We start from the raw sequence: 20192 nt of genomic DNA on the forward strand, positions 1-20192 counted from the left end.
TCTCCCCGAAATCGCCCCTGACGTTCAGGCGAGGGTGCATGCGGGGATTGTGCATCAGGCATATTGTGGCTGGGCGCGCAAGTCGAGGAGGTTATTTCGGGCGACCCGGGGAATAATGAGTCTCAAGGGGCATGGGGCGTACCCATCTAGACATAGCAGGAGGCAGTCATATGCGAAAGGGTTTCACTCTGATTGAACTGCTCGTTGTCATCGCCATCATCGCTATCCTTGCGGCGATCCTCTTCCCGGTCTTCGCAAGGGCCCGCGAGAAGGCACGCTCCGCCAGTTGTCTGTCAAACGTCAAGCAGATCGGGCTCGCCGTTCTCATGTATGGTCAGGACTATGACGAGCGGTATGTGTCGGCAGCCTGGTGGGGAAGCTATTTCTGGTGTGACCGCGTCGCCCCCTACATGAAGAACACCCAGCTGTTTGTCTGTCCGTCCCACAAGGGTGATCTCTGCGCAACCGGTACCTGCAGCAACCACAATGCCCACGTGCGCTACCCGGACCTTGGGTACGGGTACAACCACTATCACATCAGCTATCCCTCGGGTTTCGTGGGGCTATCCAACCAGCGATGTCCGCGGTTATGTCCCCTGCCTCCGTGTTCATGGTGATGGACTTCCAGTGTTACTACACCGCGACCACCGGGAGCGTGGACGGCAGCAAAGGTTACGCCAATAAGCACAATGGCGGGACCAACATCTGCTATGCCGACGGCCACGCCAAGTGGCGGGGCTGGGACAGCCTGAAGTTCGGTCCTTCCACCTTCTCCGCGACCCCTCACTACTACGAGTTCGACTACCGCTTCGAAGGCTGATTCCCCCGAGACAAGACGCCACACGGCCGCCTGGATCGCTCCGGGCGGCCGTTTCTTTGGTGGGCTGATCGCCTAGGCCGACCGTCCCGGTCGGCGAATATTGCTTGCGCGTAACATCCGCGCGATCAGGTTCTCGCGCACAACGCGACGTCCGACCCGAAGGTTACTTCCCCCCAATCGTCTCCGCAAGGAGCGCCGCGCCTTGGGCTGCCCAGGCCTCCCCGGCTCCGGGAAGTGGGAGGGCCATCCCGTACAGCTTGCAGGCTGCGAGAGACGCGTACCCCTGCAGTTCCACGTCGCGCCGGTCCGCGATGTACCCGATGACGCCGTTGCTCGTGGCCGCGAGAAGCACGTTGTGGTCTGGCGCGGCATCCCGGATGATCCGGCCCAGCGCGGTGAAGGTCTCCGCGGAAAGCGCGATGATCGCCGCGTCCCCAAAAACGAAGCCCTGGATCTCCGCCCGCGCCTCCTCTTCGGCAATCTCTCCACCCAGATTCTCCAGCATCTTCAGGTGCCACTCCATATCCACGCGCAGCAGACCATTGTCCGGGTCCTCCTCCAGCTTCGCCTGGAGTTCCTCGAGAGATGCCTCGAGCTGGACCGGTTCGGGAATGTCACTCTGCACGGACACCGCACGCGAGAATACCTTGAGGGGGCCGGGCTTCCACGGCAGGGACTCGGCCACTGCTCTTCGGGCGCAAGCGGCAAGATCACGCCCGTAGATAGCGAGGGTCTCGCGAGCGGCCGGACCAACGCGGACCGTGTTGGCCAGAGGGTTGATGTCGCCGCAGGGGCCGCTCAGGAAAATGGCCCGGCAACCGTAAGCGTTCAGTTCGCGGATCAATGCGCCGGGGTAATCCGCGGAGTATTCGCGGTTCACGCCCATGGTCACCGGGTGGCAGGCGTAGTTGACCACGAGGATCGGTCTCGCGCCGGGGATCACGATGTTCAGCCCCCGGACCCGGGTGTCTAGGTCCGCGCCGCCCACGCGGTTGTGCGCGAAGCCCTCGGGAAAGTCCACATCGAAGCTGTCCACGGAATCCGCGGGCTTCAGATCGGCCAATGCCGCCTGGGTAATCTGCAGGATATGCTTGCCCAGGGCGTGCATGAAATGCTCGGAGGGTCGCCCGCAGCCGAAGGTGACCCGCGCCGCCGGGCCCGAATGGGTGTGGGTGCAGTGGAGCATGAGGCAGTCGCCCGGCAACCCCAGCTTGCGCTCCACTCTCGCGCGCATTGCCGAGACCCAGTGGGCGTCGAGAGCCAGCAGGTCAAGCTGGATCACCACCGCGCGGGTCTCGCCGTCGCTGAGCGTCAGCGCCCGGGCCATGATAGGGTCGGCGGTTCCCGTCGCCCGGCGATTCAGGTAGTAGCCGTAACCTGTGAGCTCTTCCCCCGGCGGGGGGGTAATGTCGATTGCGGCGAAACCGAACTCCATGTGCGCGCGTCTCCTCTCGGACTTTCAGTCCATCATTCCCATGTAGAACCCGAGGTAGAACCGGGCGATCATGATACCGACGATGATGCCCATGATGATGATGACGACAGGCACGATCATCACCGCCGCGCGATGAATGCGCGTCCGGGATTCGTCCTCCAGATGCTGGGCGGCCTTGTCCATCATGGTGTCCACGTTGCCCGTCTGCTCGCCGGTTTCCAGCAGGCGCATGACCAGCGAGTTGGACAGACGCGTGTAGCCCAGGGCGTCGCTGAGGGGAACGCCCTGCTCAACTACGGGCGCGGCGGCGTGGAACTGCGAGGCGAGAAAACGGTTCCCGCAGGCATCCGCGGACAGGCGCACGCATTCGGGGACGCTGATACCCGCCTCATACAGCGCTGCGAAGGCCCGACAGAACTTGGCCAGCGCAACCTGCTGGATGATGACGCCCAGTACGGGAAGGGCCAGTTTGACCTGGTCGATGAGATTGCGGCCTGTCTGGGAAGCCGCGAACCGGCGGTAGATCAGATAGAACGCGAGGAACGGCAGGCCGCCAATGAGCAGGTAGACCATGAGCGTCTGGAACAGGATGACGACGGCGCGCCAGGCGCTTTCCAGGAGCCAGGCGATGATCGCCCGAGCCGCCGCGGGGATGAGCAGGACGGCGGAGACGAGGATCTTCGCGTAGAAGGTCTCCCGCGAGATCATATTGCGCAGTTCGAGCTCGCGCTCCAGGTACTCGGCGATGTTAGTGAGCATCTTGTCCAGGCGGCCGCTTTGCTCACCCGCTTCGATGAGCGCGACGGTGATGTCCGAGAACATGCCGGGGTGGTCGCGCATGATCACGGACAGCTTCTCGCCCTTGCCGACGCGGGCGGAGGCCCGCCGGAAGAATGCCCGGAACGGCGGCGACATGGGCCGGGAGACCTGGTGGTCCAGCGCCTGATTCAGAGTGATGCCGGCGCTCACCAGTGTGGCGAGTTCGCGGAAGGCGTAGGCCTGTTCGCGCAGCGGGGCCTTGTAGGCCAAGGATTGTCTCCTTCAGGGTAATTCAGTGTCGCGCAGGAATACCTTCGTAGTCGGCGGCCGTTGACGTTCACCTTCAAGGCCCCGGAGGGGCCGTTTCGCATATAGCCTGGGGCGGAAGCCCCCGGGATCAGACCCCAACCTGATCCCTCACAAGCCCCCGAAGGGGCGGCAGAGAGCAGAGAACGACCAACGACTTCGCGAGCAAGCTCGCTCCTACAAGTCGGCTGAGACCTGGCGCGGTTTCTCGGCAAGAGCCCTTTTCGACGTCTTGCAAGAGACGACGACGGCCGGGCCGGATGGGGCATATCGTCCCTACTCTACTCGTACTCCCACTTGTGAATCCAGGGGTCGTTGGTGCGCTTCTGGAAGTCCTTGATCTTCGCGCAGAAGTGCCCCACGAGGCCCGCATAGTCCGGACGCTCGGCAAGGTTATTGGTCTCGCCCGGGTCCTGCTGGAGGTCATAGAGCTCGAACCGCGGGCGATGCAGGTACGCTTCCACCGGTCGCTGTCCGTAGTCGGAAATTCCACGGCGCAGCGAGCCTTGCCACGTGGCCGCCTCCCAAAGGTCGGAAGCGAAGGAGTAAGTCAGCGGGTGAGCGATGTTCCAGATGAACTTATGCTGCTTCGTGCGTACCACTCGCATCGGGTAGTAGTTGGTGATCTCGTGGAAGGTGTGGGCCGCGAAGGCCTCCTCGCGCCAGTCGGTTGGGCTTGCCTGGTCGATGATCCCCCGGAAGGACCGCCCGTGGAAGGCCTCGGGATTGTCCAGGGCCCCGGCGAAGTCCAGAATCGTCGGCGTGAGATCCGCCCAGGTGACGAGAGCGTCGCAGGTCGTGCCGCGGCCGGAGTGTTCGGGGCTGCGCACGATGAGCGGCAGGTTCATGCCGGGCTCATACAGGGTGGTCTTGGCGCCCGGGAAGGCCGCACCATTGTCGGCGATGTAGATGATCACCGTGTTGTCCCACTTGCCCTCATCGCGCAGTACCTGCAGTAGTCTGCCGATGCCCCGATCCAGCCGCGCCACGGACTGGCAGTACTGGGCCAGTTCGGCCCGGGTCTCGGGAATGTCCGGCAGGTACGGCGGCACCAGCACTTCGTCGTCGTCGAAGGGGCGCTCTTCGTCACCGGGAAAAGACTGGGGCGGATTGCCAAATCGGTCCGGTCTGCACGGGTGCTCCGCGACCACTCCGCCGCCACGATGGGGATTGTGGGATGCCCAGTAAAGGAAGAACGGTTCGTCGCTCTGCATGAAAGGCCGGCAGGCCTCGGCCATGCAAACGTCGTCCCGCCCGAACATGCCCTCGGGGAGCCCATCCTGGAAGGGGAAGAGTGCGTCGGGTGCGTAGTGGCGCTTCCCTGCCCGCGCCGTCCGGTAGCCCGCCTTGTTCAGCAGCGCCGGCAGAGTGACGGTGTCGTCGAAACACGCGAAATGGTGGCAACCGTGGGTGTGACCGTAGGTGCCATTGGCGTGGTTGTAAAGGCCGGTGAGGATCACGCTTCGGCTCGCGGCGCAGGAAGCGGTGGTGCAGAAACCGTTGGTGAACCGCACGCCTTCTCCCGCGAGGGCGTCAAGGTTCGGGGTGTGGATGGACGGGTTGCCATAGGACACGGTATCGCGGCCGTGATCGTCTGAAACGATGAGGATGATGTTGGGGCGCTGATCAGCCATGTGCTGTCTCCGTCTTCACTGGATTCCGTGGCGCTGCAGCCAGTTGTTTGCCTCCGGGGGCAGATACTCCTTGACCTTCCGTCCCAGCTTCCGCAGTTCCTCCGTGCCGCCGCCAAGCAGTTCCCGTAGCTTCTCGGGATCCGCCGTGTCGTAGTCGTAATTGACCACGCTGAAGCCGGGCGCGGGACTGTAGCTGAAGTCCTCCACGGTCAGGCCGGAATTGCGGTGGAAGTCAGATACCTTGTACGTGCGCAACACGGTCCCGGCGCTGTCGAGCTGCTCGAACAGAACGGGCGCCCGGGTCCTTTGGCTCACGTACAGGCGCCCGCCGTCATGCTCGCCGGTGCGTCCGGGCCACTCCAGCAGCCAGCAGGTCTCGCCCGCCTGCTCCACAGGGGCCTTCAGCGTGAGCCGCTCGGGCTTCTCCACCGACGATGTGATTGCGCGGCCGGGGTCCTTGCCGCCGAGCATCTCCGTGAGAATCTCCCGCGGCGTCATGCGGTCCGAGTGCACCCGAAAGGCGGTGCTGATCACGGGGACGATGACCCAGAGTTCTCCGCGCGTGGCGATGACCCGGAGCGAGACCACATCCACGTCCAGCAGGTCCGGGGCCTTGTAGCGCAGATTCCCCGAGACTTTCATCGGGATGCCCAGGAGTTCCAGCTCACCCTCGACCTTCGCGTCCAGGTCCGAGGTGCGCTGCCACGTCTGGTCGAGAATCCAGGCGACGATGGACGGGTGCACGCCGTAGCGGTACACCGCGAAGCTCGCCACCGCCAGGATGATCAAGATGACCAGCAGCACTGCAAGGAACTTGCGCATGGTGCGCTACTCCTTCCCGCTTCCCCCATCTGCGGCCTGTCCCGGGCGCAAGGCGAACCAGGCGGAAATCGCGGCGATCAGGGCCAGCGTGGCGCCCAGGAGGAAAGCCGCCTCGCCCGATTCAAGGCGGTCCCATATCTGGCCGCCGACCACCCCGGCGATGAGCAGCCCGCCGCCTTCGACCGCGTGGAAGATGCCCATCCCGGTGCCCCGTCTGCCTTCGGGGATCAGTCCTGCAGCGGTTGCCCGGGTGCAGGCACCCGTCGCCCCCAGTTGGATGCCGTACAGCGTGAACCACACAAACATGGTCGCCGGTGTTGCCAGCAGCGCCATACCCAGGCACGGCAACACCTGGGCGAGATAGCTCAGGGGCTGGGCGCGGCGCGCGCCGATGCGGTCCAGCAGTCGCCCCGCGGGAAATGCGGCCAGCGCGTAAACCACATTGTGGAACAGGTACAGACCGGGCAGCCAACCCTCGTCGAAACCCACGTCCTTGGCGCGCAGCATGAAGAACGCATACGAGAAGTTACCCGCAGAGAAGATCCCGTGAGCCACCAGAAAGCCGGTCCAAGAGCCCGCGAGACGCTCAACAGGCTTCTTCGCAGAGGCATCGCTCTTCGGTTTTGGGGGCACCTCCCGCACACCCACCACAAGCGCTGCCACCGCGAGGACACCCGCGATAGTCGCCAGCAGGAAGATGGTGCGGTAATCCAGCCCGAAGATCTTGAGCAGCAGGAGCGCGAGGGTAGTGCCCACGATGGCACCGGCGGTGTCCATGGCCCGGTGGAAGCCGTACGCGCGCCCACGGTGTTCGGGAGCCACCGAATCCGCCAGCAGGGCATCGCGCGCCGAGGTGCGGATGCCTTTGCCGATGCGGTCGGCAATTCGCACCGCAAGCACGTGCATGCCCCGGGAAGCCACTGTCAGCAGAGGCTTGACTGCGGTTGACAGCGCATAGCCCGCGATCACCACCGGCTTGCGCTTGCCTGTCTTGTCAGACAGCCAGCCGGAGGCGATCTTCAAGAGACTCGCGCCGGCCTCCGCGATTCCCTCGATGGCCCCGATGGCCGACATGCTCAGCCCAAGCACCGAGGCCATGAATTGGGGCAGCAGCGCGAGGATAGCTTCGCTGTGAATGTCCGTCAGGAAGCTGACGATGCCCAGCGCAATGACATTCCGCCCGCGCCAGGTGGTGGATTGGTTCTGGTCGGGATCGGTCGTGCGGTCATCCCTCCTGCCTGTGGCTCCGGAGCGGCCGGGCATCAGTCCAGCAGATCCAACGACACGCTATCGAAAGCAACCACTGTGTTCCCTGCAGCATTTTCCCAGCGGCGGGCCGACAGGCAGATGCCTCCGGCTGCAACCGGGGACACGCCCAGATAGTCCTGGTCCTCCGCCTCCAGCAGTCGATTGCCGTCCATGTCCACCGCGATGCGGTTGCCTTGCACGGTGATGGTCGCCGTGTGCCAGGCACTATCTCCCGCCCAATCGGCCCGGGCAAGCCAACTGAAATCATTGCTGGTCTTTCCATCGGCGGCCTTGTTCAGGATCGCTGCCTTGCGGCTCAGATTGAGTGAGTAACAGTTGCCCACGTCGGAATACCGGAAGCCGATCCAGACTCCGTCCCGGTGATCGCCGCCATACTCCCGCACCTGGAAGCGCACGGTGACGCGGTAGTCCTTCCAGGTATCGTCGCCCGTGACGATTCCCGTGGGCAGGAAGCCGCCGGTTCCGGAATTCCTCCCGATAAGCTCTCCGCCCGCAACCTGCCACTCCCCCGCGAGGGGCGCCCAGGTCGGCACTGGTGCGGCGCCTTCCGCGTAGCCGTCGAAGCTCTCCCGGAAGGGGTTGCCGCCGAAGGTTAGCCACCCGAAGCGTCCCGGGTTGTGGAAGGTGTCCGTCACCGACCATGCACTGAACTGGGGCGCGGGCAGGCTCCTGCTCCGGTCGATGCGCAGCAGTTGCACGCGCCACCGGTCTCCGATGCGCGGCATCGCGCCGGCGTCCACGAAGTTGTTGAGCGGGATCGCGGCTTCTGCAGTCCAGGCGGTATCGGTGTCGTCGCGATTGTCCAGCGTCCCATCCACGTTCACCGCCGACACCATGCCCTGCGCATTCCACTTGCGTGCGCCCTCAACGTCTTGGGGCGCACCCTCGAGGGATTTTGGGATATTCAAGTCCACCACGGTGTTCAGCGGGCTGATTTCGATCTCCCGGTACTGCTCGCCGTCACCGTCGGCATCCACGTAGACCTCGACAACCTCACCCTCCCACAGGTTCCCGTCGCGCTCGCGGATTGCGGACCACACATCGGGGTCCTGGCAGCGCCAGGCCACGTACAGGTTCTCATCATCCCACGCCAGCTTTGCTTCGGTGCGCAGGTCCTTCCCGTCGGCGCGGTTGGGATCGAACCGGGTGAAGGCCTCGGTGGCCGGGGCTTGCCGCCAGATCTCGTCATCCAGCTTGCCGTCGATCACCGGCGCAGTCCCGGCCCGCATGCAGGTGTACTCTCCCACCGGTGGCAGCGTGTTGGTGAGCAGGTAGCGGAACAGGTCGGCAATCATCACATGCTCCAGCCCGGTGGCCTGCCGGAAGGTGTGCCACAGGTAGACAACCCGCGCGCCGGCAAGGTCGCCCTCCCTGTAGTCGATCATCGCGGCCGCCTCACCGTAGCTCTTGCCCTCCTGGTCCTTGAGGGTCACCAGTGGGGTGTATAGGTCAGTCTCTCCAACCACATCGAAGATTGGCCGCCAGCGCGGGTCGCCCTGCTCGGGCCAGGGGATGGTCGCGGGAAGGCTCGTGAACACCTTCTGGTCGGGGTTGGTGTGGAAGGTGAGTTTCAGGCCCTCGGGCACTGTCTCCCAGCCTGTGTAGGGTGCGACATCCAGGGTGTCCAGCCGGTCATGGGCGCCGCTTCCGGAGATGGGCAGGCCGAACTTCGGGGCTGCCACCACCGGCTTTTCCAGTTCGTTGTAGTAGAAGGGGAAAGGTCCGCCGGCCAGCGAGACCAGCGTCCCCCCGGCCTGCATCCACCGAATGAGCGCCTCCTCCGCGTCCCCCTCCTTATTGACCGTCTGGTAGAAGACTTCCCCCGCAAGATACAGGACGATCCAGATGCGTCGGGTGTTGAACGCCTTGGGATTCACCAGGTCCTGTGGTTTCAGGAAGACCAGACTCGGCCCCAGCCCCGCTTCGGTGAGCATTCTGACGATCGGGTGTGCGCGAAGATTAGGCTGTTTGGGGATGGGCAGGATGCCAATGTGCCCCTCGAAGGGCTTGAACAAGGGCGCCAGTTCCGCCATCGCCTTCACCAGGCGCTTGTGCTCCGCCATCTTCTCCTGCTCCGCACCGATCGCCGCCAGTGTCTCGGCCAGCGCCGCGTCCGACTTGTCGCTCCAGGTAACCGCGAAGATCTTGCAGCCCGTAGGGGCGATGGAGATGATGGGCTTGCCGTCGTTGGGAACCATGACCAGATCGAGGTGCCACTGCATCACAGGCGGCCAGCCCTTGACCACCGGGATTGCGCCGGACAGATCCACCTTTTCCCTCTCGCGCTCGTCGCGGTAGAGGGTGATGCGCGAGCGCTCCTCGATATCGCCCACGAGAAGGAAAAGCTTGCGGGGGCTCATGCCGAAGGCGATGCCCTGGCGCGGAACGCACACTTTGTTGCCGGTGAGTTCCGGGTCCAGCAGAAGGAAGGGCACGCCGTAGATAGTCTTCCAGCCGGGTTCGTAGCCCGCCATGGACTTCACGTCATACCAGTCGCGCTCAATGCCCTCGAAAGCCCCGCGCGCCAGGTTGAGCACCCCGAACCCGTCGCGCTCGATAATGCCCTCGTCATCCGGTCCGGGCATCTCTCGCTTTTTCATGATCTCGCATGCCAGCGATTCCACGCCCGACTTTGCCTCTCCCACCGTGACCACGTCGCCCAGTTTCAGCCCCCGCAGGGTGAGCGTCGAAGGGTCGGCGGGATAACGGATGATGCGGTCCTCACCGAGGGTCACTGTCTCGTTCCGGGTCACCTGTACCTGCTTGTCGTCAATGCGCAGGAACGGGAAGGTTACGGTAACATCGAAGACGCGCTCCGGGTCGGCATCAAGGCCCCCCGGAACGAGCTCGAAGGAGAAGTTGGCGTCGCCGAAGTAGCGGTAGTCTCTGATGTCTGTGTGGCGGCCGTCGCGGTTGAAGCACATGGCCGCCTTTTCGCCGCAGACCACCCGGGCTTTCGCGGCGCCAAGGGGCCAGATCAGCCGCTCGAAGCCCCCCCACAGCCCGCCGAAGCTGCCGCGCACTCCTTTGCCCTGGGCGCATTCATCGAAAAGGCCGAACCTTTCCGTGAACTCGCCTCCGTATGCCTGGACCGATTCGAACCACTGGTCCTGGAACATCTCGTGGTAACGTTCCAGCATCCCCCGCAGATAGTGTCCCATGATGGGATCGCCGAAGGTCACATACTCGTACAGCATGGCGACGTTGTAGCACCAGATTTCATTGGCGCACGCGCAGCCGAGCCAGTTGAGGCCCGCGTTGGGCTCCATGAAGAAAGAGGAATCCAGGGCGTCCATCTGGTCGTTGTCGCTGGGCCAGATGGCGAGATAGCGGTAAGTCATGCTCTTTGCAAGCTTCAGGGCCAGGGCCGCCAGTTCTTCGTGTCCGGGCACGTCGCGGAAGTGGAAGTAGTACTTGAGGCAGAAGGTGACTGCCGGCGTCGCGCTCCAGGCGAATTGCGCCGCGGGCACGTCCGGGTAACAGTTGCGGGTATACAGTATCTGCTTGGTCCACCGCAGCACCCCATCCACATAGGGCACCATGTCCGCGGCGCCGTCGGGGTCATTGCGGACGTAGTCCAGCAGAGCATTGCCGGAGGCCCAATTGTTCACGTGGCGCATGGTTTCCACGCCGGGTCCGAAGAAATCCGCGCCGCCGCCGTCGAGGGGCGTCTGCCAGCCGAAGCAGAGGTCCTCCCAGACCTGGACCCACATCCCCAGCTTTACAAGCTCCCGGCACTGCTCGCCCAGCCTGCGGATGTTCTCCTCGCTGCCGGTGTCGTAGTAGTAGTCCACCGGACTGAAGTAGCCGACGCCACCCGCGATGTTCACATTCGGCGCCCACCAGCGTTCGCCGTCGTCGCCGGTGTTGTGGACGAAAGGCCCCAGGTCTCCGGGCGCGTCAATGCCCGACAGCCGGTACGGATCAGGCAGCCAGGACAGGTCGCTCATGGCCTCCACGCCGGGCAGCAGGTCCGCGTAGTCCCGCCACATGAGCCTGTGGACGAACTCGTTGGGGTCGTCGTCAGGGCCCATGTCTTGCGACCAGAGAATGCGGAAGTGGGTGCCGATCGTCTCCGGCAGTTTCTCGGGATAGCGCAGGTTGATGTAGCCTTTGCCGAATGGCCAGGTGAGGCAGACGAACTGCTCGCTGTCCATGAAGCTTCGGCAGTAGGCGGTTCCGAAGCGCTTTTCGCTGTTGTCCGTGAGGCGCGCGTGGCTAAAGTCGTATCCGACATAGCGCCGTTTCTGCGCATTCCACAGACCAGCAATGGGCGTCGGGTATGCGCCAATTGGAGGGGCGTAGGTCCATTCGCGGGACCAGCTGCTCACCACCTGCCGCCCGAAACCCTCGGCCTGCATCTGTATGTAGTCGTCGATGACCGGGGTCCCGATCATCCAGCCGCGCTGGTGGAAAACCTCGGCACCGGGGAGCGAGCAGACGAGAAAATGGAAGGGCGCTGGTTCGAAGGCCTGCTCCCAGGCTGTCTGGTCGAAGCTGCGCAGGTCCAGGCTGAAGCGGACTTCGGGATAGGGCGTGCCCGGCAGGACGCGCACTTCAATGAAGGATGCGGGGCCGAGAGTGGGCGTCGGTGGACAAGCCAGCCCGGTAAAGCGCAGGACATTTCCGGAGGCTCTCGCCTGGCGCGCAGTGAAGTTGCTGCTGCTGCCGAACTGAACCGCGGCCACGACATTGTCTCCGGCTCGGACTTCAAAGCCGGTGTATGGCGCTTCGCCCACCGCCGATACGGTGACCAGATCATTGCCGACGGACTGGGCGCAGGCATGCAGACACGGCATGACCAGCAGAGTCGCCGCCAGTGCAGTTCGCATTGGTCAGGGACCTCCAGCGAGAATGTGCGAGGTACAAGGACCAATTCTGCGCGCGGGTGCGTGGTCCCTCCGTGGCGGCGGTGGGAAGTGAGAGGAGGGGGAAGGCCGATGTCGTTCGGATGGGCCGCATGGGGGGAGCGCGTCGCTGTGCCCCGTGATCTGTCCGGCCCGGCCGCAGGTCTCAGCCGCATGGGGCGGGCGAGATGCCCGGCCAGGGCCGTTGCACCTGACTGCCTGGCGGCTGCTGCTGCCTAACTGTCCAGTCCCAGCGACTGCTGACCTCCGTTGGGAGGTGGCGGTGGCTGGCGGTCGATCCCCAGGTGCTCGTAGGCCCGGTATCCGGCCTGTCTGCCCCGTGATGTCCGCAGGAGGAAGCCGATCTTCAGCAAATACGGTTCCACGACGTCCTCCAGCGTGCCTTCGTCCTGGGAAATCGTGGCAGCAATCGCACCCAACCCCACCGGGCCGCCGTCGTAGATCTCGATGATCGCGCGCAGGTACTTGCGGTCGAGCTCGTCGAGGCCGAGTTCGTCTACCTGCATCTTGCTCAGCGCTTCGGCCGCAAGCTCGCCAGTGATAACCCCGTCGGCCATGATCTGGGCGTAGTCCCGGACCCGGCGCAGGAGACGGTTCACGACGCGTGCGGTTCCTCGGGATCGTTCCGCGAGTACTCTCGCGCCCTCGGGCTCCACGGGAATCTGCCAGATGCGCGCGGCCCGGGTGACAATCTTCTCAAGTTGCTCCACCGTGTAGAAGTCAAGATGCTGCAGGATACCGAAACGCTCCCGCAAGGGGTCGGTGAGCAGGCCCGCCCGGGTTGTGGCGCCGATAAGCGTGAAGGGCTCCAGGGTGAGCGGGATGGTCTTCGCATACGGCCCGCTGTCGACCACGAAGTCGATGCGGAAGTCTTCCATCGCGGGGTACAGGAACTCCTCCACCACCCGGGGCAGGCGGTGGATTTCGTCAATGAAGAACACATCGCCACGCCGCAGGTTCGTCAGCATCCCCACCAGGTCGCCGGGCCTTTCCAGCGCCGGGCCGCTGGTGCGGTGCATCTCGACACCCATTTCGTTGGCGATGATGTGGGCAAGGGTGGTCTTCCCGAGGCCAGGCGGCCCGTCAAACAGGATGTGCTCCAGTACATCGCCCCGTCCCCGGGCGGCACTCACGGCAATGCGCAACTGGTCGATGAGCTCTCGCTGTCCCACGTCATACTCGTCGAGAGTCTGGGGACGGACGTTGGCTTGCTCTTCCCTGTCGCGGCCGCGCTCCTGCCCGGTCACGATGCGCTGCCGTCCGGTGTCGTCGGACATAGTGATTACCCTGTTCCTTGCTCAGGCTGAGCCTGATGTTGATCGGTCAGCGATTGCGGAACACCCGGCGCAGGATCTCATCGGGGGAGTTCACGTCCGGGTTGTCCTCTCGCACACGGCGGATGGCCAGAATAGCGTCTGCCCGGCTGGTGCCAAGCTGGGTGAGAATCTCCAGAGCCGCCGCTTCGAAGTCCTCCAGGGGTCGCTCAGGCGCCTCGCCGGCACGCTGCAACTCTTCGGCGTCCACGAACTTCCCCAGCCGCCCCCCGAGTGTGGCGATGATGTCCTTTGCCTTCTGCGGCCCCACCCCCGGCAAGCTCTTGAGCATCTTGTGATCCTGCAGTTCAATGGCTCGGGCAATGGTGGCCACCGGCATGTTCATTGCCCGGAGCGCTGCTCGCGGGCCGATGCGCGGCACGTCCGTCAGGAGCTCGAAGAACTCCCGCTGGATGTCTGTTTCGAATCCCATGAGTACAGGCACAGACTTGGCGGGGTCGGTCTGGAAGTAGTAGAAGGTGGCGAGTTCGATTTCGCTCTCCAGCGGCCGGCCCTCGCAGGCGTCTCGGAGGAATGGGGGCACCAGGACCTCGTATGTCATCCCGCCCACTTCGATGAGCAGGCTCTCTTCCTCGAGCCCCACCAGGCGGCCACGAATGCGTCGGATCAAGGGCGTCGGCCTCCCTGTTGCGCCAGAGCCCGGGCGATGCCGTCGGGTAGCCCGTCCTGGCCGGAAACGCTTCTCATGGGAGAACAATGGCAAAGACAAAGCGCGAGAGCATCGGTAACATCATGGGGCTGCGGCGGCTCGTCCAGTCCCAGCAGCCGCGCCACCATGCGACCCATCTGCTCCTTGCTCGCGCGCCCGTGGCCGGTGAGAGAGCGCTTGACCATTGATGCCGCATAGTCCACTACCGCAAGCCCCCGGCGCGCACCAGCCAGGAGGATCACGCCCCGCGCGTGGCCCATGAGGATCGCGGTCTGCGGGTGGGCGTATTTCGAGTAGAGCTGCTCCACCACCATCACGTCAGGCCGGCAGTCGGCGAGAACAGCTTCAATGCCCTCGGCAATGGTAGCCACGCGCACCTCAAGGGACGATGAGGCGTCGGTGCGGATTACGCCGCCCTCGACCATGACGGTCCTGCCGCGCCAATGGTCAACCACGCCATAGCCAGTGCAATTGAGGCCGGGGTCCACGCCGAGAATCCGCATGGGGCGATTATAGCACGCAGCGGGAAGGGACGAAACTGGAGGACTGGCATCCGCGCCCTCGCGCGGCTTGCCAGCATGCACCTGCCACAGGTACAATGCAAGAATACAGTCCAGCGCCTGAAAGGCTGCATCCACCGGGCGCTGCCACCGAGACCCCGGGGGAAGCGCATGGGTTTCCGATCTGCAGTGCCTGCTTCCAGCTTCCTTTGGGCACTCGCGGCTTTCGCCGCCTGGGGCGCTGTAAGCGCAGCGGATGCCCGCGTTGAGCCAGACATCGTCGGAGCGGGAGAGCCGCTCTCCCCCGAGAGCGTGCGTCGCCAGCTCCTTTCGGCAGCAGTGCCCTATGAGCCCATGCCGCAGTGGGACGGCACTCCGGTCCTCAAGGCGCTGCTGGAGAAAGGCTGGGCGCTGGGAGCGCCGCTTGAGGCCACGTACCGCGAACTGTCAGGTCCACGCGGCATCGCATGTCGTGAAGTGCGTTTCAAGAGTCACGACTGGGGCGGCAAGCCTGTGCGCATTTTCGGGTACTATGCGTACCCGAAGAGCCGCAACGGTCGTGTCCCGGGCCTGCTCATGGTTCACGGCGGCGGAGGCTATGCGACGCTGGACCGGGCAACCGAGGCCGCCGCGCAAGGTTACGCGGCGCTGTCCATTGACTTGCCCGGCCGCGGGACGCTCCGTGAGGGCAAGTCCCGGTCGACGGGCCCGGCTATGACGGTGCACCAATTATTCACAGTAAAGCCTGATTTGCGCGATAATTACATTTACAATGCGGTGCTGGCACAGTTGCGTGCCGTATCCTTCCTGCGCACGCGCCCTGAAGTGGAGCCGAAACGCATTGGCCTCATCGGCGTGTCGTGGGGTGGCGCAACCGGGCTCATCACCACCAGCCTGGACAGGCGCATCACCTGCTTCGTGAACATCTATGGCGCAGGCCTGCTGTGGGATGGCTCGACGTGGCACGAGTACCTGCGCAAGCTGCCAGAGGGCGAGTTCCGGCTCTGGGAGGCCAACTTTGATCCATCCCGCTACGTGCCGGACATCCGGGTACCAGTCCTTGGTGTCACCGGCACCAATGACAACTGCTATTATCTGAACCGTTTTCTGCGTACTCTCAGAGCAATCAAGCCCGCACCGGACCTGGTGCTGCGGCCCAACCTGGATCACAAGATCGATGACAAGGCCCGTTCGTCATGTTTCCGCTGGCTGGGAGTGAAGCTGAAAGGCGACCATGCCAAGGCTCCGCCCCGGCTGGCCGCAATGAAGATCGAGGCCACAACGAAAGGCGCACGGGTGTCGGTTCAGGCGGGTGGTCAAGTTGCTGTCCGGGGCGCTGAAGTCTGCTACGGCCCGGTGGGTGACGTAGGCTGGACCAACCGCGAATGGCGAACCGTGAATGGCTCGCCAGACCGCTATGCGACCTGGTGGTCGGCGGATATCCCGCTTCCTACCCAGATCACGTACGTCTTCGCGAGCGTGCAGTTCGCCGACGGCTCGCTGCTGAGCACCCCGGTGCATTCGGTGGCAACGGCGGTTATTGACAGCAAGAAACTGGCGCTTGACGTGCCCTTCATGTACGACGGATCCTTCCTGGTAGAGGCCCATGCCCTGGCCGGTTTCATTGGTGGGGACGTGGAAGTGTCGCCCGATGGGGCGGTTCTGTTGTCTCGGGGAGACAGGCAGGCGCACCTGAACTCCCACCGCCTGGGCGATCTATGCTACGTTGGCCTGCGGGACGCCTGCGAGCAGCTTGGCGGCATCGTGGTTTTCCGCGACAACAAAGCGCAAGTTTCACTGCCGACACTTCACAATTCGCCGCGACCCGCCGGCACGCGGCCACCTGTAAATGAACTGAGCAGCGCCGGCGCATGATCGCCGGCAATCATCCGGAGGTGCGATCCATGCGGTTTGCCGTCATCGGACTCGGTATCGGGGAAGTCCATGCCCATGTCCTGTCAAAGATGCAGGACACCGAACTCGTGGGTGTGTGCGATCTGGACCCCCTCAGGGCATCGAGGGTAGCCGCGGATACGGGAACGCAAGGCTTTAGCAGCGTCGAAGACCTCCTCCAGATTGCGAAGCCAGAGGCGGTCTGCATCTGTACACCGCCCAAGACTCACCTGCCCATCGGCGCTGCTCTGGCCGAGGCCGGCATCCATGTTCTTTGCGAAAAGCCCATGGCCCCCAGCCCCGCCGAATGTCAGGGGCTCATCGACGTCTGCAAGAAGGCGGGCGTCACCCTGATGATCGCCCAGAAGAAGCGGTTCGCGCCCGCAATCGACTTCCTGAAGCAGCACATCGGCGGGGATTTCGGCAAGCCGGTGAGCCTCAACTACCGCTACCACCCCGGACAGGTGCCGAAGGACTGGTTCTGGCAGGAGGATGATGGCGGTGGCCCGCTGGTCGAGAATTCGGTGCACACCTTCGACACTCTGCGCTATCTCATTGGCGACATCGTGGCGATCCAGGGCATCGGCGGCAATCTCATCACCCCCGAATATGCCCCGCAGATCGACATTGCCCTGGGGCTGCTTGAGTTCGAGAACGGCTGCATCGGTGCCGTGGAGCTTGGCACGGCTTCGGAGTGGAACATGGCCGACGAAGAGTTCTTCGTGGCCTGCGAGAAAGCTGTAGCCCGCAGTCGGGGTGGCTTTGACCGGCCCGACCAGATTGTCTACACTTACCGCGGCGAGCCGGAGATCAACACGTATGATGTGGACTACTCGGATGGGCACCGCGACTTCGTGGCCGAGATCCGCCATTTCATGGATTGTGCGCTCACTGGGGCAACGCCCCTGATCTCCGGCGAAGAAGGCGCGAAATCGGTGGCCTGCAGCTTCGCGCTGAAGGAAGCGGTCCGCACCGGCAAGCGAGTGGAACTCCAGCGCTAAGCGGCGCCGGTCAGCGCGCGCGTCACAGCGGAAGGATTGGCCCGGCACGGGCCGCGAGTGAACAGATGCGTATCACGACGACAATCGTTGAAACCCGGGCATATCTCAAGAGTGTCTGGAGAGACGGGAAGTCCGTGGGCCTGGTGCCGACAATGGGCGCCTTCCACGACGGCCATGTGGCGCTCATGCGCCGTGCCCGCACTGACGAGGATGTAGTGGCGGTCAGCCTGTTCGTCAACCCGACACAGTTCGGGCCCGGCGAGGACTTCGCCGCATACAAGCGCGATCTCGAGGGCGACGCGCGCATCGCCCAGGCTGCAGGTGTCGACCTGCTCTTTGCGCCATCGGTCGAGGAAATGTACCCACCGCCCGGGCCGACACTGACAAAGGTGCACGTGTCGCAGATTACGGAAGGGCTGTGCGGCCAGTTCCGCACAGGCCACTTCGACGGCGTCACCACCGTTTGCGCCAAGTTGTTCAACATCTTCCAGCCCGACCGCGCGTATTTCGGCGAGAAAGACTACCAGCAATTGCAGGTCATCCGCCGCATGGTGCATGATCTCAATTTCCCGCTGACCATCGTCCCAGTCCCAACGGTACGAGAAGCCGACGGTCTTGCCATGAGTTCTCGCAACGCGTACCTTACGCCGCAAGAGCGCGCCGCCGCACCCGCTCTTCAGGCTGCGCTGAAGCTCGCGGCTCAAGCGGTAATGTCCGGCGCATCAGGGCCTGCGGCGGAAGACCTTGTGCGTGCGAAACTGGCTGAGGAGCCGTTGTTCAGATTGCAGTATGTTTCCGCGATCCATCCGGAGACCCTCGAGCCCGCAACCTGGTCCGGACCGCCCATGGTCATTGCAGCGGCAGCTTTTCTGGGCAAGGCGCGGCTCATCGACAATGTGAAGGTCGAGGCCTGATCCCATGTTCCGTACTATGCTCAAGTCCAAACTCCACGGCGCGACCGTGACCCAGACCGAGCTTTACTACGAGGGCAGCATCACCATCGACGCTGAACTCATGCTGGCCGCTGACCTGCTGGAAGGGGAGTTCGTGCAGATCGTCAACCTGAACAATGGTGCGCGCATTGAGACCTATGTGATCCAGGGCGACCCGGGGAGCGGGGTCATCTGCCTGAACGGGCCGGCGGCCAGAACCGCCGCGGTGGGCGACGTGATCCACGTGCTCGGATACGGCATGTATGAAGACGGGGAAGCCCGTTCGGTGCAGCCGAAGATTGCGATTCTCGGCCCGGGCAACCGCATCATGGAGCAGAAATGAGCGCCCCTTGCCTGCAGATGGAGCAGATCGTGCGCGTCGCCCTGCTGGAAGACATCGGCCCGGGCGATCTCACCACCAATGCCTGCATTCCGCCCCATCGAATGGCACGGGGCGAGTTCCTGGCCAAGCAAGACGGGGTGCTCGCAGGCATGGATGTGGTGCGCGAGTGCTTCCGGCAGGCCGCGCCGGACTGCAGGCTGGAGGGGCTGAAGCGCGACGGTGACGGCTTCTCATCCGGGGATATCCTCGCTGCGGTGACCGGGCCCGCCGCCCAGATTCTTACGGCGGAGCGCGTATCGCTCAATTTCCTGCAGCGCCTGTGTGGGACGGCGACGCTGACGCGGAAGTTCGTGGATGCGGTGGCCGGAACTGGCGCAACCATCGTGGACACCCGGAAGACCACACCAGGGCTGCGCATTCTGGAGAAGGCGGCAGTGCGCGCCGGCGGCGGCTCCAATCACCGCTTCGCGCTGTATGACGGGGTCATCCTCAAGGACAATCATATCGAGGCCGCCGGAGGCATCATACCCGCGGTGGAGCAGACCCGCGCCCGGATCCCTCACACGGTGAAGATCGAGGTCGAGACCACGAGCCTCGAGCAGGTGCAGGAAGCGCTGGACGCTGGGGCGGATATTATCATGCTGGACAACATGGACTACGACACCATGCGCCAGGCGGTGGAACTCATCAGCGGAAGGGCGCAGACCGAGGCGTCAGGCGGCGTCAGCCTGGAGACGGTGGCGCGCATCGCACAGACCGGCGTGGACCTGATCTCCGTGGGCAAGCTCACCCATTCGGCGCCGGCGGTGGACATCAGTCTGGAACTGAGACTCTGTTAGGCATGCCCGGAAGGACCGGGTAGGGCACGCGTCGAAAGATTCATGCAGGTGACCGCGCTCCTGCTGCAGCAAACGCTACGCCACTCACCGAGGACGGCATCATGGCAGACATCGGGATCGGGCTCATCGTCGGGCTTGTGCTGATTTTCCCGCTGGTTGAACTGCTCCGGTTCGTGGCGGCAGAACTCATCGGCGTTTACGGCGACATGACCCTGACCGAGGCATTCCTGGGCATGATCGTCATCTTGCTGACGATCCTCGTGGTCCGCACGTACCGTATTCTCCGCGCCACAATGCCCGAGACGAGTTGGGGCGATCCTCCAGTGGTGACCCCGCCACGGCCCCCTCGCAGAACCACGATCCGCCGGCCGACCGATGAGCGCGAGTTCGAGCGAACCACGCCGCCGCGACGCATCACACGGGCTGAGGGCGAGCCGCAGCGCGCCCCGCGTCGGACCACTCGGAGCACAAGATCCAGCGCCGGATCGTCTCGGCGCACGACCGTTCGATCCAACGCGACCGAGGAAGCGCCCCGGCGCACACGCAGAAGTCCATCGCGCCGGCGCACCTGGCGCGCCCCGGACTGAGGAACCGCATTCAGACGAGTACCACGGGGGCCTGAGCCGGCGAAGGCGAGACGCTGGTTCAGTCCCTGCCCTCCGGATTCCCGCTGTCTTGACGTTTTCGCGCCAAGACCACTGATCTACGCCTTGAACCCCGGGGGCCCCCTGGCTATAATCGCCAAGTCGTTTGAGCCCGTTCGATCCGGGCAACGCCCACACGGGCGC

At 64.1% G+C, this 20192-nt stretch carries 17 protein-coding genes; 8 read left to right on the forward strand and 9 right to left on the reverse strand.

Annotated elements, in window-relative coordinates; all coding sequences use genetic code 11:
* Positions 1 to 170: 170 nt before the first annotated feature.
* On the forward strand, positions 171 to 617 hold the full coding sequence (locus HPY44_00225) for a prepilin-type N-terminal cleavage/methylation domain-containing protein (protein ID NSW54408.1): 447 nt from the start codon (positions 171 to 173) through the stop codon (positions 615 to 617).
* Positions 590 to 820 carry a hypothetical protein gene (locus tag HPY44_00230; GenBank protein ID NSW54409.1) on the forward strand — a complete coding sequence of 77 codons (231 nt, stop codon included), beginning with the start codon at positions 590 to 592 and terminating at the stop codon, positions 818 to 820. Before HPY44_00225 ends, HPY44_00230 begins: the two co-directional genes overlap by 28 nt.
* Before the next feature lie 163 nt (positions 821 to 983).
* Here HPY44_00230 and HPY44_00235 read toward each other — a convergent pair whose 3' ends face one another.
* The 9 genes from HPY44_00235 to ruvC form a co-directional block, all read right to left on the reverse strand.
* The gene (locus tag HPY44_00235; GenBank protein NSW54410.1) at positions 984 to 2255 is read right to left on the reverse strand and encodes a hypothetical protein; all 1272 of its coding nucleotides are present in this window, start codon (positions 2253 to 2255) and stop codon (positions 984 to 986) included.
* A 24-nt stretch (positions 2256 to 2279) separates the two neighbouring features.
* On the reverse strand, positions 2280 to 3284 hold the full coding sequence (locus HPY44_00240) for a type II secretion system F family protein (GenBank protein NSW54411.1): 1005 nt from the start codon (positions 3282 to 3284) through the stop codon (positions 2280 to 2282).
* A gap of 317 nt (positions 3285 to 3601) precedes the next feature.
* Positions 3602 to 4954, reverse strand: coding sequence for a sulfatase (locus HPY44_00245; protein NSW54412.1), 1353 nt, complete (start codon positions 4952 to 4954; stop codon positions 3602 to 3604).
* A 15-nt stretch (positions 4955 to 4969) separates the two neighbouring features.
* Positions 4970 to 5776: a hypothetical protein gene (locus tag HPY44_00250; protein NSW54413.1), complete on the reverse strand. Its 807-nt coding sequence runs from the start codon at positions 5774 to 5776 to the stop codon at positions 4970 to 4972.
* A gap of 6 nt (positions 5777 to 5782) precedes the next feature.
* Positions 5783 to 7039, reverse strand: a complete 1257-nt coding sequence (locus tag HPY44_00255; GenBank protein ID NSW54414.1) for an MFS transporter — start codon at positions 7037 to 7039, stop codon at positions 5783 to 5785.
* On the reverse strand, positions 7039 to 11877 hold the full coding sequence (locus HPY44_00260) for a carbohydrate-binding family 9-like protein (protein NSW54415.1): 4839 nt from the start codon (positions 11875 to 11877) through the stop codon (positions 7039 to 7041). The genes HPY44_00255 and HPY44_00260 overlap by 1 nt, the downstream gene beginning before the upstream one ends.
* 251 nt (positions 11878 to 12128) lie before the next feature.
* Complete coding sequence (gene ruvB, locus HPY44_00265) at positions 12129 to 13190, reverse strand: Holliday junction branch migration DNA helicase RuvB (protein NSW54416.1); 1062 nt, start codon at positions 13188 to 13190, stop codon at positions 12129 to 12131.
* A gap of 46 nt (positions 13191 to 13236) precedes the next feature.
* Positions 13237 to 13857 (reverse strand): hypothetical protein, encoded by a 621-nt coding sequence (locus tag HPY44_00270; GenBank protein ID NSW54417.1) that lies wholly within the window; start codon positions 13855 to 13857, stop codon positions 13237 to 13239.
* Positions 13854 to 14399, reverse strand: a complete 546-nt coding sequence (gene ruvC / locus HPY44_00275) for a crossover junction endodeoxyribonuclease RuvC (protein NSW54418.1) — start codon at positions 14397 to 14399, stop codon at positions 13854 to 13856. The genes HPY44_00270 and ruvC overlap by 4 nt, the downstream gene beginning before the upstream one ends.
* Positions 14400 to 14567: 168 nt before the next feature.
* Here ruvC and HPY44_00280 point away from each other — a divergent pair, with 168 nt between their 5' ends.
* From HPY44_00280 to HPY44_00305, 6 genes are all read left to right on the forward strand, one after another.
* Complete coding sequence (locus tag HPY44_00280; protein NSW54419.1) at positions 14568 to 16271, forward strand: alpha/beta fold hydrolase; 1704 nt, start codon at positions 14568 to 14570, stop codon at positions 16269 to 16271.
* 29 nt (positions 16272 to 16300) lie between these two features.
* The gene (locus tag HPY44_00285; protein NSW54420.1) at positions 16301 to 17290 is read left to right on the forward strand and encodes a Gfo/Idh/MocA family oxidoreductase; all 990 of its coding nucleotides are present in this window, start codon (positions 16301 to 16303) and stop codon (positions 17288 to 17290) included.
* Positions 17291 to 17355: 65 nt separating this feature from the next.
* Positions 17356 to 18204 (forward strand): pantoate--beta-alanine ligase, encoded by an 849-nt coding sequence (locus tag HPY44_00290; protein NSW54421.1) that lies wholly within the window; start codon positions 17356 to 17358, stop codon positions 18202 to 18204.
* Positions 18205 to 18208: 4 nt separating this feature from the next.
* On the forward strand, positions 18209 to 18565 hold the full coding sequence (locus HPY44_00295; GenBank protein NSW54422.1) for an aspartate 1-decarboxylase: 357 nt from the start codon (positions 18209 to 18211) through the stop codon (positions 18563 to 18565).
* 17 nt (positions 18566 to 18582) lie between these two features.
* Positions 18583 to 19404: a carboxylating nicotinate-nucleotide diphosphorylase gene (gene nadC / locus HPY44_00300; GenBank protein ID NSW54423.1), complete on the forward strand. Its 822-nt coding sequence runs from the start codon at positions 18583 to 18585 to the stop codon at positions 19402 to 19404.
* A 101-nt stretch (positions 19405 to 19505) separates the two neighbouring features.
* Positions 19506 to 19991 (forward strand): hypothetical protein, encoded by a 486-nt coding sequence (locus HPY44_00305; protein ID NSW54424.1) that lies wholly within the window; start codon positions 19506 to 19508, stop codon positions 19989 to 19991.
* Positions 19992 to 20192 lie beyond the last annotated feature (201 nt).

This window comes from Armatimonadota bacterium (assembly GCA_013314775.1).
GTDB lineage: Bacteria > Armatimonadota > Zipacnadia > Zipacnadales > JABUFB01 > JABUFB01.

Excerpts from the sequence above, each read along its gene's own strand:
- HPY44_00225 (NSW54408.1), top strand. The coding sequence starts at position 171 with ATGCGAAAGGGTTTCACTCTGATTGAACTGCTCGTTGTCATCGCCATC.
- HPY44_00230 (NSW54409.1), top strand. The coding sequence starts at position 590 with ATGTCCCCTGCCTCCGTGTTCATGGTGATGGACTTCCAGTGTTACTAC.
- HPY44_00235 (NSW54410.1), bottom strand. The coding sequence starts at position 2,255 with ATGGAGTTCGGTTTCGCCGCAATCGACATTACCCCCCCGCCGGGGGAA.
- HPY44_00245 (NSW54412.1), bottom strand. The coding sequence starts at position 4,954 with ATGGCTGATCAGCGCCCCAACATCATCCTCATCGTTTCAGACGATCAC.
- HPY44_00250 (NSW54413.1), bottom strand. The coding sequence starts at position 5,776 with ATGCGCAAGTTCCTTGCAGTGCTGCTGGTCATCTTGATCATCCTGGCG.
- HPY44_00255 (NSW54414.1), bottom strand. The coding sequence starts at position 7,039 with ATGCCCGGCCGCTCCGGAGCCACAGGCAGGAGGGATGACCGCACGACC.
- HPY44_00260 (NSW54415.1), bottom strand. The coding sequence starts at position 11,877 with ATGCGAACTGCACTGGCGGCGACTCTGCTGGTCATGCCGTGTCTGCAT.
- ruvB (NSW54416.1), bottom strand. The coding sequence starts at position 13,190 with ATGTCCGACGACACCGGACGGCAGCGCATCGTGACCGGGCAGGAGCGC.
- ruvC (NSW54418.1), bottom strand. The coding sequence starts at position 14,399 with ATGCGGATTCTCGGCGTGGACCCCGGCCTCAATTGCACTGGCTATGGC.
- HPY44_00280 (NSW54419.1), top strand. The coding sequence starts at position 14,568 with ATGGGTTTCCGATCTGCAGTGCCTGCTTCCAGCTTCCTTTGGGCACTC.
- HPY44_00285 (NSW54420.1), top strand. The coding sequence starts at position 16,301 with ATGCGGTTTGCCGTCATCGGACTCGGTATCGGGGAAGTCCATGCCCAT.
- HPY44_00290 (NSW54421.1), top strand. The coding sequence starts at position 17,356 with ATGCGTATCACGACGACAATCGTTGAAACCCGGGCATATCTCAAGAGT.
- HPY44_00295 (NSW54422.1), top strand. The coding sequence starts at position 18,209 with ATGTTCCGTACTATGCTCAAGTCCAAACTCCACGGCGCGACCGTGACC.
- nadC (NSW54423.1), top strand. The coding sequence starts at position 18,583 with ATGGAGCAGATCGTGCGCGTCGCCCTGCTGGAAGACATCGGCCCGGGC.
- HPY44_00305 (NSW54424.1), top strand. The coding sequence starts at position 19,506 with ATGGCAGACATCGGGATCGGGCTCATCGTCGGGCTTGTGCTGATTTTC.